Source organism: Qipengyuania sp. B-5, assembly GCF_056857815.1.
This window is the reverse complement of the sequence record NZ_JBSXNU010000054.1, coordinates 172,719-191,406: the sequence shown is the minus strand read 5'-3', so window position 1 is coordinate 191,406 and position 18,688 is coordinate 172,719. Positions and strand designations below refer to the sequence as shown.

The following is an 18,688-nucleotide window of genomic DNA, read 5'->3' as shown; positions in this document are numbered from 1 at the left end:
TTGCTTTCGTCCGATGGTATAGGGGTTTTGCAGCCTGCCGCTGTAAAACATTGTAACGCCACTCTGCTTGCGCGAAATCTGTGCTATTTCCTCAATCGAGCTGGGACAGCGTGGCCGGGCCACTGCCAACCGTCCAGCAATTATCATGATGGGGATTAGAATGCGGATAGCCGTTGTCGATGATGACAATGACATCGCCGACTTTGTGCACAATGCGATGCGCGAATCCGGCCACAGCTGCGACCGATTTGGGAGCGGAGCGAAGCTGCTCGCTTCCTTGCGCCGCAACACCTACGACTTGCTGCTCCTGGACTGGCACCTTCCTGACATGTCCGGATTCGAGCTGCTCAAGCAAATTCGGGCCAATGATGAAAACTCGACCGGAATCATCATGCTTACGAACCAGGCGGACAAGCTAGCTATCGCCGAAGCGCTGCGCGCTGGCGCGGACGACTATATTTTAAAGCCGGAAAGTGCCTCGGTCATCGTCGCGAGGGTCGAGGCAGTCGAGCGCCGGTCACGACCGGCAAAGACCCGCAGCCGGTTTATCAAGTTCGATGGATATGAATTCGATCGGCTGAATGAGACCATTACTATTGGATCGGATGAAGTATCCGTAAATAGCAAGGAGTTCTCGCTGGCCCTGCTATTGTTCGAAAATATTCATCGCCCTTTGTCGCGCGGCTACTTGCTGGAAACCATCTGGCAGGCCGATCCCGATTTGCCCACGCGAACGCTCGACATGCATGTTTCCCGAATCAGGACCAAGCTGGGCCTGCGTCCGGAAAACGGGTTTCGTATCGCGGCTGTCGCCAGCTATGGGTATCGCCTTGAACGATTTTCGGAAGGAGAGGAACGCTGAACTCGCTGCTATTTGCGGCTGCGATGGCAGCACAGGGACCGGCGGACCGGCCGGTCGAATATGTCGTGGAACCCGGTGACACGCTGTCGGAACTGGCCGAGCGCTATCTCGAGCCGGCATACGATTGGCGGGACCTGCAGCAACTCTGGCATATCCGGGATCCGCACCGACTGCCCGTCAAAGCCAAGATGTCGATTCCGCGGCGATGGCTGCGTTGGGTGCCGGAGAGGGCCGAGTTTGCGAGTGTGCGCGGTTCAGTAACGCTCACAGTTGGTGGGCGTTCAATTTCTCCATCGGCCGGTGCTGTTATGCCCGAAGGGGCACGGATCGCAACGGGCGCCAACAGTTTTGCGACCCTGGCGCTCTCAGATGGCACCCGCATTGCCCTGCCGTCGCAAAGCCGGGTTCGCGTCGTGCGATTGCGCAAGTATTTGATCAACAACGTCATCGATTATCGCTTCAACCTGGAACGGGGACGGGTTGATACGAAGGCGGCGCCGCTTACTGATCCCTCCGGCAACGTCATCATCAACACGCCGCTGGCCATGACCGCAGTGCGCGGCACGGAGTATTCGGTTTTCTTCGATCCTGTTGGAGCGCTTACCGGAACGGGAGTGCTCGAGGGTGCGGTCGCCGTCTCTCGCCGCGATGGCAGTCGTTCCCAGCTTGTAGCCGGGAACTTCGGCGCGCTTACCAACGCGCAGGGCGAGAGCAGGAAAGTCGAACTGTTAGCTGCGCCGGAACTCGAAAACCCCGAGCGGGTCCAAACCGGGGATCATGTCGTTTTCAATGTTACTCCAGTCGTCGGCGCGCAGGGCTATCATGCTCTCTTGGCGGCCGATGCCGGTTTTGTGGAAAGCTATGCCGAGCAGCAGACGACAGTTCCACACTTCGAATTCCCGGATGTGCCCAATGGCAACCAGTTCGTGCGCATTTCCGCGATTGGCGAGGGAGGTTTGCGCGGAAGACGCCAGTCCTATTCCTTCTCTCGTCGCCTGGCTTCGATCGGGGCAGAAGTCAGCGAAACCGAAGGCGGGTTTGTCTTCAGATGGTTTGGCCGCGGGGAAGGCGAACGGCGCTATCGGATACAAATCTTTCGCAATGCGCCGGAAGGAATGCCCATTGTCGATGACGTGGGTCTTACTGAGAATGAGGCCACAGTTCGCAATCTTCCTCCAGGCGTCTATTTCTGGCGCATTGCACTATCTCAGACCGATTCCGAAGGCACGATTGTGACCTGGACAGAACCGGAAAAGCTGACGATCTCCAATCCTGGCGGCGGTTGAATACTTGCGTCTGAGGCTTCTTATCGAATGGTGCGTGGTCGCAGTTGTGACCCTGGCAACCGTCGCCTTGCTGCTTCTCAGCCGTACCACCGAACGCCTCGACAATGTCCTCTACGATGTTTTCGTCGGCTATGCGGCGCCGCCGGTTTCCGAGCGTATTCTCCTCGTCACGATTGACGACAGGAGTGTCGCCGAAATTGGCCGCTGGCCGTGGAATCGCAACGTCCATGCCAGGTTGCTCGAAGAAGTTGCCCCGGCCCGTCCTTCGGCCATCGCTTACGATGTCCTGTTTACCGAACCCGCTTCCGACGATCAGGACTCGCGGCTGAGTAAAGCGATCGGGGATCTCGGCAATGTCGCTCTCCCGGTCCTGTTCGAAGCGCCTGGCAAAAATGGGCGACCTGTTGACGTAGTCCCGCCGGTCGAACCCATAGCAAGTGCGGCACGTGCTATCGGTGAAGTGGCCCTCATTCCCGACAATGAAGGCGTCGCACGATCAGTCCCACTCGCTTTCACTGTGCAAGATCGCGAATGGCCGCATCTGATGGAGGCGACCTATCGAATCGCACATGGCCATGCCTCACCTGGTTTTCAGCGGCTCTCTGCAAGCGGTGAAACATTCGCGGCCATTCCGTTTCAGCCTGATAGCGGCAGGTTTCGAACGGTTTCCTTCGGCAGTGTGCTGGCTGGAGAGGTTCCGCCGGAATTTATCGAGGACCGACTCCTCCTGGTTGGTGTCACTGCTGCGGGTCTGGGGGACCGCTTCAGAGTGCCGACCAGAACCGGCACGTTGATCAGCGGGATCGAACTGCAGGCAAACCTGCTCAACAGCCTGCTTGCGGACCGCATAATCACCCTGCCGTCCAGAACAGTTCATTTGATTGTATCGATTCTGCCGGCCCTCTTGCTGTTGATGGCCTTCTGGTTCCTCCGCCCAGCGCAGGCTTTTCTGGCCTCTCTGTCCATAATTGCGCTTGTCCTGATCATCCCGCCGATCCTTTTGATTGCCGTCGGCGTCTGGATTGCGCCTGCACCGGCGCTGGCGGGCCTTTTGCTGGCATATCCTTTGTGGGGGTGGCGCCGACTTCAGGCGGTCGCCAGAGCCATCGGCGACGAACTCGAGGCTTTCGCAGCCGAAGAAGCGCCTATCCCTCTGGCAGCTCCGCCCAGATCCTATCTCGATCCGATCGGTGGACAAACCGCCAGACTTCGCTCGGCCATTTCCAGTATGCGCGATTTGCGCCAGTTGGTCTCGGACACGATAGAGGGCGTGAACGATCCCATTCTGGTCGCCGATCTGGATGACAGGGTCATCCTGACAAACTCGGCGGCGCGGGCGTTGTTCACCCAGGCGGTAGACGGCGCATTATCGGCGCCATTACTTGATCAACTGGCGGGAAGGAAGGTCACTTTCGACGCCCGGCAGTCAGAGATATCCTTTGGCGAGGAAAAAGTGTTTGCGCCGCGTCGGTTTCCGCTTCGCGATCACGCAGGCGAACAGCGTGGTTGGATCGTGCAACTCATGGACATCAGTTCCATTCGCCTGGCGCAGCGCGAACGGGATGAAGCGCTCGAGTTCCTCAGTCACGACATGCGCTCTCCCCAGAGTTCGATCATCACCCTCCTCGAGAATCACGGGCAGTCGATCGCCGACAGCGGGCTGGTCGAGCGGATACGCAACCTGGCACGCAAGACGCTAAGGCTGTCGGATGATTTCGTACAGATGGCCCGGTTTTCCGTAGCGTCTTTCGATCCCGAGGATGTCAATCTCGCGGACGTCCTGACGGAAGCCGCCGATGAACTCTGGCCTCTCGCCGCGCGTCGCGACGTAAGGATCATCATCGAGTGCGCAGAGGAAACCTGTTTCATGCAGGGAGAGCGCGAATCCCTGTCTCGCGCGCTCATCAATCTTCTCGACAATGCCGTAAAATTCAGTCCCGAAGGCGGGGTCGTGAAATGTCTGGTCAGGCTGTCAGGAAACGGGAAGCTCCAATGCGTTATCGAGGATGAGGGGCCGGGAATCGAGTCAGACCGGCGCGAGGATCTGTTCGCCCGCTACGGTGCAAGAGATAATGCCGCCGGATCACGGATTTCGGTCGGACTGGGACTCGCCTATGTGGGCGCCGCTGTCCGGCGCCATGGCGGAACGATTCATTGCGCAGCCCGCGATCCCCGTGGCACGCGCTTTATTCTGGAGTTTGATGCAAGCGACTAGCGCGCGCTTGTCCAGGTGAAGGGCAGGGCCGTACGTGCAAGTTCCGGAAGAACCTCTGACGCCGTGCCCTTGCAACGCGAAGTGGTCGCTCCGCTGCGCGAGAGAACTTCCCCCGTATCCAGATCGACAAAGGCCAGGGTAAGGACATAGGCTCGCCGTTGGCATAAGCTGATCGAGCGTTTCGCCGCAGGAGACAGTATCCTTGCAGGAGCTTCCTCGCTGGTGGATACCAGCGACAGTTCGATGGGCCGGACGGCGAAACCGATTTCAACTTCGAGCGGAGCGTCGCTGCGCTCAATATGGCCTGCGTCGGTCAAGGCCTCGGCTACAGCGTCCCGCGCAATTCCTTCCTGGTTGATGGAGAAGATGCGCGCTTCGGAATCAGGCGTCGGTTGACCCAAATCCCCGAAATGGGTTGCGGAAGGTGTGCAGCCAGCCACAGCGAGCGACATCAGGAAAAGCGTCCCGTTCTCTTTCACCGTGTCCTCCAGTCGCGTTGCGATGCCCTCTCAAATGAGGGACTCATAAAAGAGCCGTCAGGATTGACAACATTAGTGTTGGCCCAGGTGTCGGTCCCGGCCGCCGCGGGGTCGACATGGATCGGCAGCGGCTTGGTGTCTGTATCCGCGAAGAAGGTGGAAAGCGGCGCAGCGGCATCTGGGCCCACCTGTTATTCGTCCGACCCTTCCGGCGATACAAGAGTTTACACCTCGCTCGACCGCCATCTGATAGGAATCGGTCTACCGCCTGCTCGGACCCTGCAGAAGCCAAAGGGGTCTTCCTCTCAACCACAGAACGAACGAGCTTCTGGTTGGAGGCTTGTTTTACTGATCATGCGAGGATCGAAATGAACGGAAACAGACCTGGCGGCGGTGAAATGTCGGGGTTGGAGCTGCTGCGCTTCCAGCGTTCTTGCGAAGCCAGCGGATTTTCTGACCAGGCCGACCGGGTCCGTGAGGCCAGGGAACTGTTTCGCAACTTTCATGAACAGCTCGGCTCCTCATTTGCATCGAGTTTCGCGGATCGGATTTTTGAGTCGCAATTGCGGGCCGGCAGCCATTTATGCGCAGCTCTCATGCTCATCCCCGACAATGCCAAGCTTCTGTTGTTTCGTAGTCGTGCCGATATTCATCATGCAACGATCGGTTTGCATGGTAGGCCTGAGGACTTGACCGCATCGGCAGACACCTTCGCGATGGCCTTGCTGGCTGCCTATTCGTGCGCGCTGGCGGATGCCTGGGCGCGAGAGCGGGGCCATAAGTAGGACCGCCCGGCGTGGCACTGCGGGTACATTGGCCTCGCACTTCAGCCATGCGCGTAGCGGAGGGACACCATTGAGCGCTCACGGATCCGCACGATCCCGCGCCAGCACGACTCTGTCATTAGCCTGTGGCGGCTCTCGCACCAGGTATCGCCCGGCATTCGGATCCCGCGAGGAAATCCGGCACGACACATCCGCCCGCGCTTGATCCGCGCGGGCTATGAGCCGGTGAACGTTGGGCGATGTGACAACAGTTTACATGCCTTGCGGGGAGGGCGTGATAGGCTTGCACCGTCGCAACAACCGAGAGGTAATTATATGAAGTTCGAGCTCTACCAGGATCGTGGCGGTGAGTACCGTTGGCGCCTGAAGCATTCCAATGGAAATATTCTGGCCACATCGTCGGAGGGATACAAAGCCAAGGCTAGCGCGATGCGTTGCATCGAGAATGTCCAGAACTCCAGGGACGCCAAGATCGAGAACGTTTGAGGCCGGAAGCCTTGTATACCGGCGCTTGATCCGCTTGCAGAAGTATCGCCATGAGCATTTTTGACGGTGTTCTCAAGCGAATCGGCAGTGCGCCCGATAGTGTTGCCCATCTGGCTGCCAAGGCCGGTATCGACCTTGCCATGGCGGAGATCGCAATCGAGGCCCTTGTCCAGTCGTACCAGATGGAAGGCGATACGGTTCAACTGGCTTCGATCAGGACAGGGCTGGAACCGCGCTTGCTTGCGCAGATCGTGCAGCAAATTGGGGGTGATGGCTCTCTTACGGAATTTGCTGAGGCGATCAGAAATCCCCCGAGTACGAATGGCCTGTTCGACCGCGATGGCGATGGTAGCCCGCTTAATGATTTTGCCAAGATTGCCCGTGGGCCTTTCAGGCAAGACTAGCGATTGACCAAAGGGCAAGCCGGATCCCGACGCGCCTCCAAGGGCGCGGGACCGGGTGCTGGTGCGCATGTCCAGGCTATTGCTAAAGGCACCAGTGCGCTTTCCAACGAGCGTTTTCAACACCCGGTCCCTTCCTTGGGCAGCCTTGCCGGCGAGCGTCAGGCCTTGCAGAGCAAAAGCGCTATCCGCATCGGATGCGTCCCTCAATATCTGGGGCCTGACGGATCGCTATCGCTCATTCAGCGCAGCTGCCGGTATTCCAGAGGTCGCTGGAGAACCGCAGGGGTCGGCCATTTTCCTGGACGAGAATTCAGTCCTTCAAGCCCCACAAATAGCATGCCCTCGCACACCACCTGCGGCCCTGCTCCGGAGGGCGCGGCTATTTTTGCTGGCCCGAGTATGGAATCGATTCTTTGTACAATATGCTCCATACCTTGTGCATTAGCGGCGTTAATGCCTGCGATATGCTGCATAATTCCACATTCAGTCATTTGCAAAAGGTGTTTGCATCATAACTTGTGCGCTATATAGGATAATGCCATGTATATGGTGCAGCTATGAGAAACTCTTCCTCCCAGGATGCCTTGCCCCTGAATGTGCGCAAGGCGCTGCGCAAACTCGGCGGCGATATCCAGATTGCGCGCAAGCGGCGCCGTCTGACCATGGTCATGGTGGCCGAACGCGCATTTATCAGCCGCAACACGCTCACGCGCGTCGAACGGGGCGATCCCGCCGTAGCCCTTGGCATCTATGCAACGGTGCTGTTCGTTCTCGGCATGGCGGACAGGCTGGGACAGCTTGCCGATCCCCTCACCGACGCGGTGGGGCTTTCGCTCGAAGAAGAGCGCTTGCCCAAGCGCGCGCGCGGAAAATAGCGAAACCTCATGGAACGCACCCTCGATGTCCATATCTCCTGGCAGGGCGAAACCCTGCAAATCGGCCGCCTGTGGGCGCGGGCGAAGGGAAACCGGGAAACCTCGAGTTTCGAGTATACCGATGCCTGGCGGGGACATCCGACGGCTTTCGCACTCGATCCACAGCTGCCCCTGGTCGCAGGCACATTCCATGCCGAGGGCATGTTCAATGCCTTTACCGACCCGGCTCCGGACCGATGGGGTCGCACTCTTCTGCTCCGGCGTGAACGCAAGCGTGCGAAGGCAGAAGGACAGATTGCGAGAACGCTGCTCGATGTCGATTTCCTGACCCTCGTCGAGGACGACAACCGCCTGGGCGCCTTGCGTTTCACCGAAGCGGGTAGCGGTGAGTTCCTCGCGCATACCGACCGCGCGATTCCCCCCCTCATCAAATTGTCCGGCCTGCTCTCGGCGACCGAGCGCATCCTTGCCGACAAGGAGAGCGATGAGGACCTTCGGCTCGTCCTTGCTCCGGGCGCTTCGCTGGGCGGCGCAAGGCCCAAGGCGGCGATCATCGACAATGACGGAAGGCTGGCGATCGCGAAGTTTCCCAGTCCGGATGACGACTGGCCGGTGCCGCGATGGGAAATGGTCGCCATGACCCTGGCGCGCGCGGCCGGGATCGATGTCCCCGACTTCAGACTCCTGGAAATCCAGAAGCGACCGGTTTTCATCATGCAGCGCTTCGATCGTGACCATGATGGCCAGCGGATCCCGTTCATCTCGGCCCTGACCGCGCTATCGGCGCGCGACGGCGAACGCCGCAGTTACCTCGAATTGCTCGATCTGCTGCGGACCGACGGCGTGATCCCCGAACGGGACGCGCGGCAACTCTGGCGACGGATGGCGTTCAACATCCTTATTTCCAATACCGACGACCATCTGCGCAATCACGGCTATCTGCGCCAGGAAGGCGGCTGGATCCTGTCGCCTGCCTACGATCTCAACCCCATGCCCGTCGACGTCAAGCCCAGGCACCACGCCCTGACGCTCGACGAGGACGACGATGCCAGTTCGATCGACACGGCATTCTCGGTGGCGGGTACGTTCGGTCTCGACCTGAAGGAAGCACGAACCATAGCGGCCGAAGTCGGCGCTGCCGTCCTTGCGTGGCGCGACGCTGCAGCACAGGCCGGCTTGAGCGGTGCGCAGATAGAGCGGATGGAAAGTGCCTTCGTCCATGAGGATCTGGTCAAGGCGACTAGCTAGCTCTTCCCGGTGACATGTCGGGAATGGACAGCCAGCGCAGTTTGCGAAGAACGACCCGATAGGGGGAAGGCCTTCCCCTGAGCCGGAGCCTGCCTCCCGTCTCCGGCTACCCCTTCTGCGGGGACACCCCGCAACGCCCCGGCTAATGGAGCGGGACTGCTGGCGCGCTCTGTCCCGCGCATCTGGCGATGCGCTCCTGAGGGCGCGGCCGTGTCTGTTCGGGGTCCCGCGCGCACTTCGCCTCCGGTCCGCATGGGTCAAGGATCGGCTCGCCCGGCGACAGACCCCGCCGGAGCGTCCGATCCCGTCATATGCATCCTGCGTGCCTGCGGACGGGGTGCGCATCCCTGTCTGACGCAGCTCGCTGGTCGCTCGCCTGCCATGGTGGAACGGTCCCTTGGAGCGGACGGCGCGCCGCATCGTGCTGGCATGAGCTTCATGATTTCGGGGCACGCCGGCGTTGCTGGTGTCGGCCCTTACGGGAAGGGGGTCAGGTGGGCGGCGCTCCCGTCTAGGCGCGTGGGGCAAGGCCGCAACCCGGCCCCTTGCGGGGACCGGGTCTTCCATTGCCATTGCAGCCCTGCGCCGAACTCCAAGCGAGACTCTGCACTCGCGTCGTGCGGGTGCGGCCTCACCCCACGCGCCTCTCTGGTCGCTGTCACCGCCCACCTGCCCCCCTTCCGGGGGCCGGTGCGGGAGTTGGGCAGTTCGGGAGACGGGCAATGGCGCTTGGGAATTCAAAGGTTCGGTCTGGTGGCAGGCGGGGAAGGACGGCGCGCAGCGGCGCGCGCGCGGACGGTTCACGCACGTCTCTCTATGACGAGGTAACCGCGACCATCATCGGCCAGCTGGAAGAAGGCATTTTCCCTTGGGTGAGGCCGTGGAGCAAGGCCAAGGCCGAGCCCGGCTTGCCGCGCAATGCGGTGAGCGGGCGCGCCTATTCCGGGATCAACGTGCTGATCCTGTGGGGCGCGGTGATCGAGGGCGGCTATCCCTCGCAGGACTGGCTTACCTTCCGGCAGGCACAGGCCGCTGGCGGCTGCGTGCGCAAGGGCGAGCGCGGGCGCACGGTGTTCTATGCCGACCGCTTCGTGCCGAAGGATGCGCGCGATGGGCTGGAAAGCGGGAAGGGTAACAGCGGCGAGGAGACGCGCGCCATACCCTTCCTCAAGCGCTTTACCGTGTTCAACGCCGCGCAATGCGACGGCTTGCCCGAGGGACTGGTCGGACACCCCGCGCCGCTGCCGGAGCGTGAATTGCACCAAGCCGCCGAAGCGCTGATCGCAGGCACGGGCGCGGATTTTCGGATCGGCGGAGCGGAGGCTTTTTATTCGCCCGCAGGCGACTTCGTCATGGTCCCGCCGCAGCCCGCCTTCCACCACCAGATCGACTATTACCGCACCGCCTTGCATGAACTCGGTCACTGGACCGGACATGGCTCGCGGCTGGGCCGCGACCAGACGGGCCGGTTCGGGTCCGCGTCCTATGCGCGCGAGGAACTCGTCGCCGAACTCGCCTCGGCCTTCCTGTGCGCAGCGCTCGGCATCCAGCCCAGCGTGCGCCATGCCGACTATCTCGGCAGCTGGCTCGCAGTGCTGCGCGCCGACAACCGCGCGATCTTCCGCGCGGCCAGTCAGGCCAGCAAGGCCGCGGAGTTCCTGCTGGCCTGCGAGGCGGGGGCCGAGGAGCGGGCGGCATGAGCAGGGAAGGAGACAAAACCGCGCAAGGCCTCGCTTTCGAGACGGAGGCCACCGAAGCGGGTTCGCAGACGCTGGTTCCCGGTGTCGCGCCGGTCACGCTGGGCGACCGGCTCGGCGTTCTTGCCAATGCGCCGCTCGTGCCGAGGAAGCGCCAGCGCGCAGCCGATCACGGCTTGTTCGACACCAATGCGCAGCTCCAGATCGAAATGTTCTGAGGGAGGGGCGCCGCGATGAAACTGCTCACATCCCCTATCTGCAGGAACCTGTGCGCCAATGCCGCGAAGGAAGGCGATCACTGGCCCGTCGTGAAGCTGTTCGCCCCGACCGGCGCGGCCTGCTGGCTGTTCACCGAACTTGCGCCCGATGGCGACACGCTGTTCGGCCTCGCCGATCTGGGCTTTGGCTATCCCGAACCTGGAGTTGCGAGCCTCTCGGAAATCGCCGCCGTTCGGCTTCCGCTTGGCCTTCGTATCGAACGCGATATCCTGTTCGAGGCTACCCATCCGCTCTCGGTCTATACCGAGGCGGCGCGCCTGTGCGGGCACCTCACCGAACAGGCCTCTCATCTCACCCGTGCCGCCGCCGCGCTGGCGGCGCGCAAAGCCCGTTCGCCGCCTTAGCCCCCGGCGGCGAACGCCCCCGCGCTGCAAGCCCCTGTCAGCGCGGGAACCCCGGCCCCGTCCTTCGCTCCCATGTCCCCCGACCGGAGGGCGGGGCCACCCCCTATCTTCCAGAGTTCAGAAGGAATTTATCCATGCAGATCGACCATATTCCGCTCGACCGCTTGTCCGTTGCGCGCCTCAATATGCGGCGCGGACGCAAGGCCCCCGACATCAGCGACATCCTGCCCTCGGTAAAGGCGCGAGGGGTGCTCTCGCCGCTCTTCGTCAGGGCAAACGGAAAGCCGGACCATTTCGAGATCCTCGCGGGCAAGCGCCGCTATTTCGCCAGCCTTGCAGCGTCGAGGGAGGCAGGCGAGGATCGCGCGCTGCCCTGCATCGTGCTCGGAGCCGGCGATGATGCCGAGGCGCTGGAAATCTCGATGATCGAGAACCTGCTGCGCGAGGACCCCGACGAGGTCACCCAGTGGGAGAGCTTCACCCGGCTCGTGAAGGAAGGCCGCAGCGTCGAGGAGATCGCGGCGGTTTTCGCGCTCACCGAAATGAAGGTGAAGCGCATCCTTGCGCTCGGCGACCTCTTGCCGCGCATTCGCGAGGCCTACCGGGCCGAAGAGATCGACGCCGCGACCGTGCGCCACCTGACCCTCGCCAGCAAGGCGCAGCAAAAGGCCTGGCTTGCCCTCTATGAGGACAGCGAGGCCTATGCGCCGCGCGGCAGCCAGTTGAAGGCATGGCTGTTCGGCGGCGCGTCGATCGCGACTTCGGTCGCCCTGTTCGACCTCGAAACCTACAAGGGCCAGATCGTCACCGACCTGTTCGGAGAGGAAGGCTATTTCGCCGATGCCGATGTCTTCTGGGAAGTGCAGATGGCGGCGGTCGAGGCGCGCAAGGCCGATTATCTCGAAGCGGGCTGGGCCGATGTCGTGATCGTGCCGGTGACCGGGCACTTCGCGACATGGGAATATGAGCGCGCAGGCAAGCGCAAGGGCGGGCGGGTCTATATCCAGCTGCGCCGCGATGGCGAAGTGGTGTTCCATGAAGGCTTCATCTCCCGCCGCGAGGCCGAGGCGGCGGCGCGACGCGCGCGCGGCGAGGAGGCGAAGCCTGCCCGCCCCGAACTTACCGCGACGCTGGCGAGCTATGTCGACCTCCATCGCCATGCGGCGATTGCGGCGCGGCTCGCGGGCACGCCCGCGCTCGCGCTCAGGGTCATGGTCGCGCATGCCATTGCAGGTTCGCCGCTGTGGAGCGTGCGGCCCGCCGAGACGGCGAGCCGCAACGAAGGAATAGCCGCGAGCCTTGCCGCCGCGCCTGCCACGAGCGCGCTGGCCGAGACGCGCGGCAGGGTGCTGGCGCTGCTCGGCATCGCCGAAACCCGCGAAGCGCTGTGCCGGGACCGCTACGGCGCGGACCTCGTGCCGGTGCTGCACGCCCTCATGGCGCTCACCGACGAAGAAGTGATGGAGGTGTTGGCGCTGGTCATGGCAGAGACGCTCAATCCCGCCAGCGAGGCGGTCGAATATCTTGGCGAGCACCTTGCCGTGGACATGGCCGATCACTGGCAGGCCGACGAGGCCTTCTTCGGCCTGCTACGCGACAAGGAGGTCATGGGTGCTCTGCTTGCCGAAACCGCCGGAGACGCCGTGGCCAGCGCCAATGCAGGCGAGAAGGGCGCGACACTTAAAGGCCTGATTTCCGATCACCTCAATGGTGCGAACGGGCGCGCAAAGGTGGAGCGCTGGGTGCCGCGCTGGATGGCATTCCCGCCCGCCGCCTATACCGAGCGGGGCGGGGTGCCGACGCTCGCCGCCTCGCGCCGGGCACGCTGGATGGTTGAGGGCGAGGCGCTGACCTCGGATAGCGGCGAAGTGGCTGCCGAGGCGGCACCGACGCCGGAGGACGGAGAAAGCGAGGCACTCGCGGCATAGTGTAACGCGAGCCGGGTTTTTGCGCTCGTCAGATACCAATCAGGGCGCGGCTTGATCGATGCCGGGATGGGCGCGCAGCGCCTTGCGCATTGCCTCCTCGATCTCGCGGCGCACGGGCCTCGACTGGCGGGTGTTGGCGAGCAGCCACTCGGCCATGCGGTAGCCGTAACGGGCATTGCCCGCGCGCGTGCTGCGCAGCGGATCGAGCACCCGGCGCAGCAGCACCGGATTGCGCGCCGATGCCCCTTCATGGAACGCGTCGTGCGGATAGCCGGGCGGGGCGAAGGCGAGATTGCCATTGAGCAGCGCGTGCTGCGCCTCGCTGCCGTCCGCCGCGATGGTGTTCTCGAGTGCCTCCATCAGGTTGAAGGCATGGTCGGGCTGCCGTTCGAGAATGGCGCGAATGGAGGGGCGCGGGCTGCCGTCGCGCGAATGGCCCACGGGCGCGTCGAGCGGGACAATCAATCGGCGGATCAGCCACATCATCGCGTCGACCATCGGCAGGTAGAAGGCATGCTGGGCAAAGCCGTAGGTGAGGTAGCGATTGTCGGCATTGCCGTTCTGGTCGAGCTTTTCGAGGAAGGCGCGTGGGGTCATGTCGATCCAGTGGCCTTGGTAGGCGGCAGGCTTTGCCAGCTGTGCGGGCAGCAGCGGCCCGGCAAGCGCTTCGACTGCATCGTAGAGTTCGGCAAGCTCGTGGCCGAACCCCTGCACCGACTGCCCGTTAAGGAGTAGCGACGCCTTCATGTATTTCTCGAGTGCGTGAACCGAATTCCAGAAGAAATCGGTCATCAGCCGGTTCCGCCAGCACCAGCGCGCGGTGATGTAGTTCTCGTCGGCGGTATGGAGAAACATCTCCTTGATGATGCTGTCCTTGCTGGCGAGCAGATCGTCCTGGACGCTCATGATCCCTTGCCGCCGCTGTTGCCGGAAGCGGTGAAGTTCCGCGCGAAATAGTCGATCACCTCGGAGGCCTGCGTTCCGCGGCGAAACTCGCGTTGCTCCGCAAAATCGACGCTGGGAATGAGGTGGATGAACTGCTCATCGGAGTAGAGAGACATGAGCGCGTCGGGATCGATACCCTCTGATCGGTGTCCGGTCATGACATGCGCGGCTTCGAGCGCCGCCCCGATCATGACATCGGCCAGTTGCACGGCCGCGCTGTCCCTTGAGTCGACCTGGCCGACCTCGGTCAGCTTGAGCGGGAACTTCAGGCTGGCGATCTGCGTCTGCCTGAATTCCACCTCCTCGTCATGCTCGATGAACGCGCGCAGCAAGGCATTGTAACGATCGAGATTTGTCGAGCGGTCGTGCTCAACGCGGTAGGGACCATCGCTCATCGCTTCCATCCGGCTGATCAGCGACTGCAGCACGACAAGCGCGGCATCGGTATCGAGCCCGGGGGTGGCGATCGCGCCGAGACACTCGGGCGCGGCGAACTCGGCAAGCGGGCCGAGCGCCTCGGGGAATTCCTGCCAGTTGGTCGACCGCGCCGCACGCACGAGGGCGTCCAAAGCCTCGGGCCCCTTGTCTTTCACCGCCTGCTGGAAAGCGGCGAGCATGTCGTCGAACGCGGGGGTGCCAAGCAGTGTGCTGCCGGTAATCGCGAGCAGCGAGGCCATGGCATAGTTCTGTCCGTCTTCGTAGAAGTCGAATCCGCGCTCATAGTACCAAGGCTCGATCGCATAGTCGCAGAACATGAGCGTCAGGAGAAAGCGCTTGTCGCAGACATAGGTGACACTGCTGTAGCCCGCCAGCAGATCGCGCAGCAGGGCAATGATCCGTGGGCGGTTGACCGGACGCCGCGATAGCGCGCGGTATTTGAGCTCGTTTGCCTGCAGGCGGTGGAAGTGTTCCTTTATGAGCCGAGCCGCCTCGTCGTCCTCGATCGCGATTGCGGTCGCGCCCTGGAACGGCTGCTCGCGATTGAGCAGGTCGGAGCCGGTATAGCCGCTCTCGTCGATCCGGTAGCATTCCATTCCCCGCTTTGGATCGAACGCCAGCCGCTTGGCAAGGTGTGATCCCGGGATCGGATGCGCGCGGGGAGTGCGGGCGGACGTGGGTCGCGCGTCAATCCGGCTCTGTGCCGGTGCGACCGGACGAGCGGGCCGGTTGACGGACTGCGTGAGGAGAGCTCCGCGCCTGCGTCTGTTCGGCTGCGTTTCTCGCGCACTGAATGACCTGCACCCGGTCTTGGACTGGCACTCTGGTCCACCGGTTCGCGCGAAAGTGCTTCAGACCAGCACCATGTCGCCCTCTCGCTGTATCACCTGCCCCACCTGCTGCCTCGTCAATGGCCTGTCTGGCGGCGGACGGGCTACGCCCTTGCGGGGCCTTGGGTGCAACGGCGCGGGGCGGGCTATTTTCCGCCGGGCGCCTGCAGCGCCCTTTGCATCGCGAAGCAAAATAGCCCGCCCCGCGCCGTCCTCCGCTTCGCTGCGGTCCCTTTTCGGGATGCACCGTCCCCGCACCCCCGCCCTTGCATGGCCATCGAGGCTGCGATGGGCGCAGGCACGAAACACAGCGAAAGGAACTTTACCATGGCCAATATCGGCAACTTCACCCGGACGACCAACGGCTTCAAGGGCGAGATCGTCACCATGAGCGTGCAGCAGAAGAATGTGCGTATCGTCGCCGAAACCGAGCAGGCAAGCGAGAACGCTCCCTCGCACCGGGTCTTCGTCGGCCGCGCCGAAATCGGTGCCGCCTGGAGCAAGCAGAGCCAGGAAGGCCGCGACTACCTCTCGGTCAAGCTCGACGATCCGAGCTTCGTCGCTCCGATCTACGCGAACCTCTTCGCCGAAGACGATGGCGAGACTTACAGCCTCGTCTGGACCCGCGCCCGCAAGGCCGGCAGCGAGTAATCGGCGCTACTTCCGCCCCGCCCGGCAGCGCCGGGCGGGGCTCTTTTCGTGCCAAAAGGAGCAGGGGCGACAAGAATAGCGGCGCAAGATTGTCGCTCCCCCCGGCCACCGATCCTCCGCCATCCCGCTCCGCAACAGGCCACGACGCGCCGCCCAAACCCTCGCGGAGACCTTTCATGACCACCGTTCCCGAACCGATCCGACCGCGCTATCTGCGCACGCCCGATGCCGCGGTGCATCTCGGGCTCTCCCCGCGCACGCTTGAAAAGCACCGCTGCTACGGAACCGGCCCGGTCTATCGCAAGCTTGGCGGACGCATCGTCTACCGGCCCGAGGATCTCGACGCCTGGGCCGAACAGGGCGTACGCCGCTCCACCAGCGATCCGGGCAAGGGTGTGGTGCATCCGGCCAAGCGGATCGATGGCTACACCGGCCCGGTCCGGCGCTGAAGGCCTTCCCGTGGCGCGACCGGCGACCTTCGATCATGCTGCCCGTCAACTCGACCTCTTCGTCGGAGCGGGAGGGAATATTTCTGCCCGCGACGCGCAGGACCTGATGGCCTGGCCCTTCTTCAGCCTCGCCAAGCGCAAGCGCGTTACCCCGATCGATTTTCGGATGGGCGAGGTCTCGATCCTCGTCGAGGCGAGTGCCGAACACGGTATGGCGACGATCTGGGACGCCGACGTGCTGATCTGGATCGCCAGCCAGATCGTCGAGGCGCGCGACGCCGGGCGGCCCACTTCGCGGCTGATTGCCGCCACGCCGCATGAGATCCTCGCCTTCACGCGCCGCGGCTCGGGCAAGGCGAGCTATGACAGGCTCAAGGCCGCACTCGACCGGCTGCAGTCGACCAGCATCGCCACCTCGATCCGGCAGGCCGGGGCTCGGCGGCGGCATCGATTTTCGTGGATCAACGAATGGCGCGAGCGGCTCGACGACACAGGCCGCGCGCTCGGGATCGAAATGGTCGTGCCCGACTGGCTCTACGGAGGCGTGCTCGACCGCGCGCTCGTGCTGACGATCGATCCGGCCTATTTCGCGCTCACCGGCGGGCTCGAGCGCTGGCTCTACCGCATCGTGCGCAAGCATGGCGGGCGGCAGAAGAACGGGTGGAGCTTCGATATGGAGCATCTCCATCTCAAGTCCGGTGCGCTCTCGCCGCTCAAGCGCTTCGCATTCGAGCTGCGCGGTATCGTCCGGCGGCAATCCCTGCCCGGCTACAGCCTCGCGCTCGACCATCAGCTGGGCCGCGAACGCTTGAGCTTCGTCGCCCTTCCGGTCGATCCCTTCGAAAGGGCCCGCAAGCGGCTCGGCCTGCCTCCTGTGGAGAAGTGGGCATGACGCTCGGACTATCAGGAACCGCCGCATTCGGACGATCGGGAACCGGATATTCGGACTATCGGGAACCGGAAGCTTGCGCAAAGCGGCAGGAATGCTGGGATCGTAGGCCCCTTAACAATCCTAACACGGAATCCGATGGATTCCTGCTAACGGCGGCGAGCCTGTGGAAGGCCGCGGGTGACAGACCGCCAGCGCCGCCGCAATGCGCGCCCGGCAAAGATGCTCCGCTGACCCGGGTCACGCTCTGCTGGCGCCAAGGCAAGGCGGAGGACTGGCTGCGCTTCGGCAAACCGGTCGCAGAGCGGATCACCGATCGCCGCACCCGCTTCGAATATTATGCGCCAGGGCAGGTCTTCGCGCTCGTTCGCTGGGCCTCGAACGACTACGGCACGGTCCGCTCGACGCTCGACATCGTGCAGGCGGTCGGAAATGGCGAGGCCTTGTCCACCTTGCCGCAAGTCGAACCCGGCGGCGCAATCCTGCTGTCGGTGACAGGCTGGCCGAAAGTCCGTCAGGCGTTCGGGCTGATCGACGCGATCGCAGCCACAGGCATCGATCCGTGCGAGGTCGCGCCCGATCACTGGCGGCATATGCACAACAGGCTGGCTGCCGGCATGGCGCCGCGCGCCTATGCGGCGAACCGTCACGCAGCCTGGCTCGGGCGCCGCAGGCTTTTGCCATGAAGCGGCGAACAATCGGTCTTGCCGCTTCTGTTTCGACAGCGGTGCTGCTCAGCACGGTGTTTCCGCTCTCCCGCATTCTCGTGTGGAATGCGACGCCAAGCGTGCCGATCGGCCTCTATCACATTAGCGGGACCGCCAGCCTCCACGTCGGCGAGCGGGTTGCGCTCGAACCGCCTGCGACACTGCGCCGCTATCTCGCCGAGCGCGATTATCTTCCGACCGGCGTCCCGCTTCTGAAAGAAGTAGCGGGTCTGCGCGGCGACCGCGTCTGCCGTCTCGGCGCGAGCGTTTCGATCAATGGCGTCCACCTCGGCAAGGCGCGCGAACGCGACAGCCGCGGGCGCGCCCTGCCGGTCTGGCAGGGCTGCCGCATGATCGCTGCCGACGAGCTATTCGTGATGAATCGGCGCGCGCCGGACAGTTTCGACGGGCGCTATTTCGGGCCGGTCGCGCGCGATCACCTGATCGGTCGGGCAAGCCCGGTCTGGACCGATGAAGCGGGCGAAGGCGTGCATGTCTGGTTCGCGCGGCCTGCCATTTTCCCATCCCCAACCGTGAACCAAGGAGACCAGCCATGACCTGCATCGGTACATTCAATACAGCCAGCGGCGGGTTCGAGGGGCGCCTGCAGACGCTCACGCTCGATGCGAGGCTATCCATCATCCCGGCGGAGCCCAGCGATACCGAAAACGCGCCCGACTACCGGATCATGGCGGGACGAGAGGAGGAGGCCTTCGAAGTGGGAGCTGGCTGGAAGCGCGTCGGTGACAAGGCGGGGGACTACCTCGCGCTGCAAATCGACGATCCGGCGCTCGGGCAGCCGCTGCGGGCCAATCTCTTCCAGGCCGAAAAGGGCACCCATGTGCTGATGTGGTCGCGGCCTTCCCGCCGCGACAATCGGGATTGAGGCCG

Annotated in this window: 21 protein-coding genes; 18 read left to right on the top strand and 3 right to left on the bottom strand. The window is 63.2% G+C overall.

Going from position 1 to position 18,688, the window contains the following annotated elements:
• Positions 1-160: 160 nt before the first annotated feature.
• Genes AC13CE_RS14510 through AC13CE_RS14500 form a run of 3 tightly spaced genes read left to right on the top strand, consistent with a single transcriptional unit; the run spans position 161 to position 4,363 of the window.
• Entirely contained in the window at positions 161-862 is a 702-nt protein-coding gene (locus AC13CE_RS14510; protein WP_482972834.1) for a response regulator transcription factor, read from the top strand.
• A 23-nt stretch (positions 863-885) separates the two neighbouring features.
• On the top strand, positions 886-2,148 hold the full coding sequence (locus tag AC13CE_RS14505) for a FecR family protein (RefSeq protein WP_482972833.1): 1,263 nt from the start codon (positions 886-888) through the stop codon (positions 2,146-2,148).
• 34 nt (positions 2,149-2,182) lie between these two features.
• Positions 2,183-4,363: a CHASE2 domain-containing protein gene (locus AC13CE_RS14500; protein ID WP_482972832.1), complete on the top strand. Its 2,181-nt coding sequence runs from the start codon at positions 2,183-2,185 to the stop codon at positions 4,361-4,363.
• On the opposite strand, the gene AC13CE_RS14495 is transcribed toward AC13CE_RS14500, so the two are convergent.
• Positions 4,360-4,842: a hypothetical protein gene (locus tag AC13CE_RS14495; RefSeq protein ID WP_482972831.1), complete on the bottom strand. Its 483-nt coding sequence runs from the start codon at positions 4,840-4,842 to the stop codon at positions 4,360-4,362. The two genes, AC13CE_RS14500 and AC13CE_RS14495, sit on opposite strands and share 4 nt — an antisense overlap.
• 368 nt (positions 4,843-5,210) lie before the next feature.
• On the opposite strand from AC13CE_RS14495, the gene AC13CE_RS14490 reads away from it, so the two are divergent.
• The 9 genes from AC13CE_RS14490 to AC13CE_RS14450 all read left to right on the top strand — a co-directional run bounded on the left by AC13CE_RS14490 (position 5,211) and on the right by AC13CE_RS14450 (position 12,888).
• Positions 5,211-5,627: a hypothetical protein gene (locus tag AC13CE_RS14490; RefSeq protein WP_482972830.1), complete on the top strand. Its 417-nt coding sequence runs from the start codon at positions 5,211-5,213 to the stop codon at positions 5,625-5,627.
• Positions 5,628-5,942: 315 nt separating this feature from the next.
• Positions 5,943-6,113 carry a YegP family protein gene (locus AC13CE_RS14485; protein WP_482972829.1) on the top strand — a complete coding sequence of 57 codons (171 nt, stop codon included), beginning with the start codon at positions 5,943-5,945 and terminating at the stop codon, positions 6,111-6,113.
• 50 nt (positions 6,114-6,163) lie between these two features.
• Positions 6,164-6,517, top strand: coding sequence for a hypothetical protein (locus tag AC13CE_RS14480; RefSeq protein ID WP_482972828.1), 354 nt, complete (start codon positions 6,164-6,166; stop codon positions 6,515-6,517).
• 557 nt (positions 6,518-7,074) lie between these two features.
• Complete coding sequence (locus AC13CE_RS14475) at positions 7,075-7,392, top strand: helix-turn-helix domain-containing protein (RefSeq protein ID WP_482972827.1); 318 nt, start codon at positions 7,075-7,077, stop codon at positions 7,390-7,392.
• Between the two features lie 9 nt (positions 7,393-7,401).
• Positions 7,402-8,640, top strand: a complete 1,239-nt coding sequence (locus AC13CE_RS14470) for a type II toxin-antitoxin system HipA family toxin (RefSeq protein ID WP_482972826.1) — start codon at positions 7,402-7,404, stop codon at positions 8,638-8,640.
• 722 nt (positions 8,641-9,362) lie between these two features.
• Entirely contained in the window at positions 9,363-10,340 is a 978-nt protein-coding gene (locus AC13CE_RS14465) for an ArdC family protein (protein WP_482972825.1), read from the top strand.
• Complete coding sequence (locus AC13CE_RS14460) at positions 10,337-10,555, top strand: hypothetical protein (protein ID WP_482972824.1); 219 nt, start codon at positions 10,337-10,339, stop codon at positions 10,553-10,555. The genes AC13CE_RS14465 and AC13CE_RS14460 overlap by 4 nt, the downstream gene beginning before the upstream one ends.
• A gap of 15 nt (positions 10,556-10,570) precedes the next feature.
• Positions 10,571-10,960, top strand: a complete 390-nt coding sequence (locus AC13CE_RS14455) for a DUF2958 domain-containing protein (protein ID WP_482972823.1) — start codon at positions 10,571-10,573, stop codon at positions 10,958-10,960.
• 134 nt (positions 10,961-11,094) lie between these two features.
• Entirely contained in the window at positions 11,095-12,888 is a 1,794-nt protein-coding gene (locus tag AC13CE_RS14450) for a ParB/RepB/Spo0J family partition protein (protein WP_482972822.1), read from the top strand.
• A gap of 39 nt (positions 12,889-12,927) precedes the next feature.
• Here AC13CE_RS14450 and AC13CE_RS14445 read toward each other — a convergent pair whose 3' ends face one another.
• Together AC13CE_RS14445 and AC13CE_RS14440 are read right to left on the bottom strand one after the other, a co-directional pair.
• Positions 12,928-13,794: a hypothetical protein gene (locus AC13CE_RS14445; protein WP_482972821.1), complete on the bottom strand. Its 867-nt coding sequence runs from the start codon at positions 13,792-13,794 to the stop codon at positions 12,928-12,930.
• Positions 13,791-14,867, bottom strand: coding sequence for a hypothetical protein (locus AC13CE_RS14440; protein ID WP_482972820.1), 1,077 nt, complete (start codon positions 14,865-14,867; stop codon positions 13,791-13,793). The genes AC13CE_RS14445 and AC13CE_RS14440 overlap by 4 nt, the downstream gene beginning before the upstream one ends.
• A gap of 561 nt (positions 14,868-15,428) precedes the next feature.
• Between AC13CE_RS14440 and AC13CE_RS14435 the strand changes: the two genes are divergently transcribed.
• The 6 genes from AC13CE_RS14435 to AC13CE_RS14410 all read left to right on the top strand — a co-directional run bounded on the left by AC13CE_RS14435 (position 15,429) and on the right by AC13CE_RS14410 (position 18,683).
• The gene (locus AC13CE_RS14435) at positions 15,429-15,752 is read left to right on the top strand and encodes a DUF736 domain-containing protein (RefSeq protein ID WP_482972891.1); all 324 of its coding nucleotides are present in this window, start codon (positions 15,429-15,431) and stop codon (positions 15,750-15,752) included.
• 176 nt (positions 15,753-15,928) lie between these two features.
• The gene (locus AC13CE_RS14430) at positions 15,929-16,201 is read left to right on the top strand and encodes a helix-turn-helix transcriptional regulator (RefSeq protein ID WP_482972819.1); all 273 of its coding nucleotides are present in this window, start codon (positions 15,929-15,931) and stop codon (positions 16,199-16,201) included.
• Positions 16,173-17,093, top strand: a complete 921-nt coding sequence (locus AC13CE_RS14425) for a replication initiator protein A (protein WP_482972818.1) — start codon at positions 16,173-16,175, stop codon at positions 17,091-17,093. The genes AC13CE_RS14430 and AC13CE_RS14425 overlap by 29 nt, the downstream gene beginning before the upstream one ends.
• On the top strand, positions 17,090-17,776 hold the full coding sequence (locus AC13CE_RS14420) for a DUF2840 domain-containing protein (protein ID WP_482972817.1): 687 nt from the start codon (positions 17,090-17,092) through the stop codon (positions 17,774-17,776). Before AC13CE_RS14425 ends, AC13CE_RS14420 begins: the two co-directional genes overlap by 4 nt.
• The gene (gene traF, locus AC13CE_RS14415; protein ID WP_482972816.1) at positions 17,773-18,354 is read left to right on the top strand and encodes a conjugative transfer signal peptidase TraF; all 582 of its coding nucleotides are present in this window, start codon (positions 17,773-17,775) and stop codon (positions 18,352-18,354) included. The genes AC13CE_RS14420 and traF overlap by 4 nt, the downstream gene beginning before the upstream one ends.
• Positions 18,351-18,683 carry a DUF736 domain-containing protein gene (locus tag AC13CE_RS14410; RefSeq protein ID WP_482972815.1) on the top strand — a complete coding sequence of 111 codons (333 nt, stop codon included), beginning with the start codon at positions 18,351-18,353 and terminating at the stop codon, positions 18,681-18,683. Before traF ends, AC13CE_RS14410 begins: the two co-directional genes overlap by 4 nt.
• Positions 18,684-18,688: the final 5 nt, after the last annotated feature.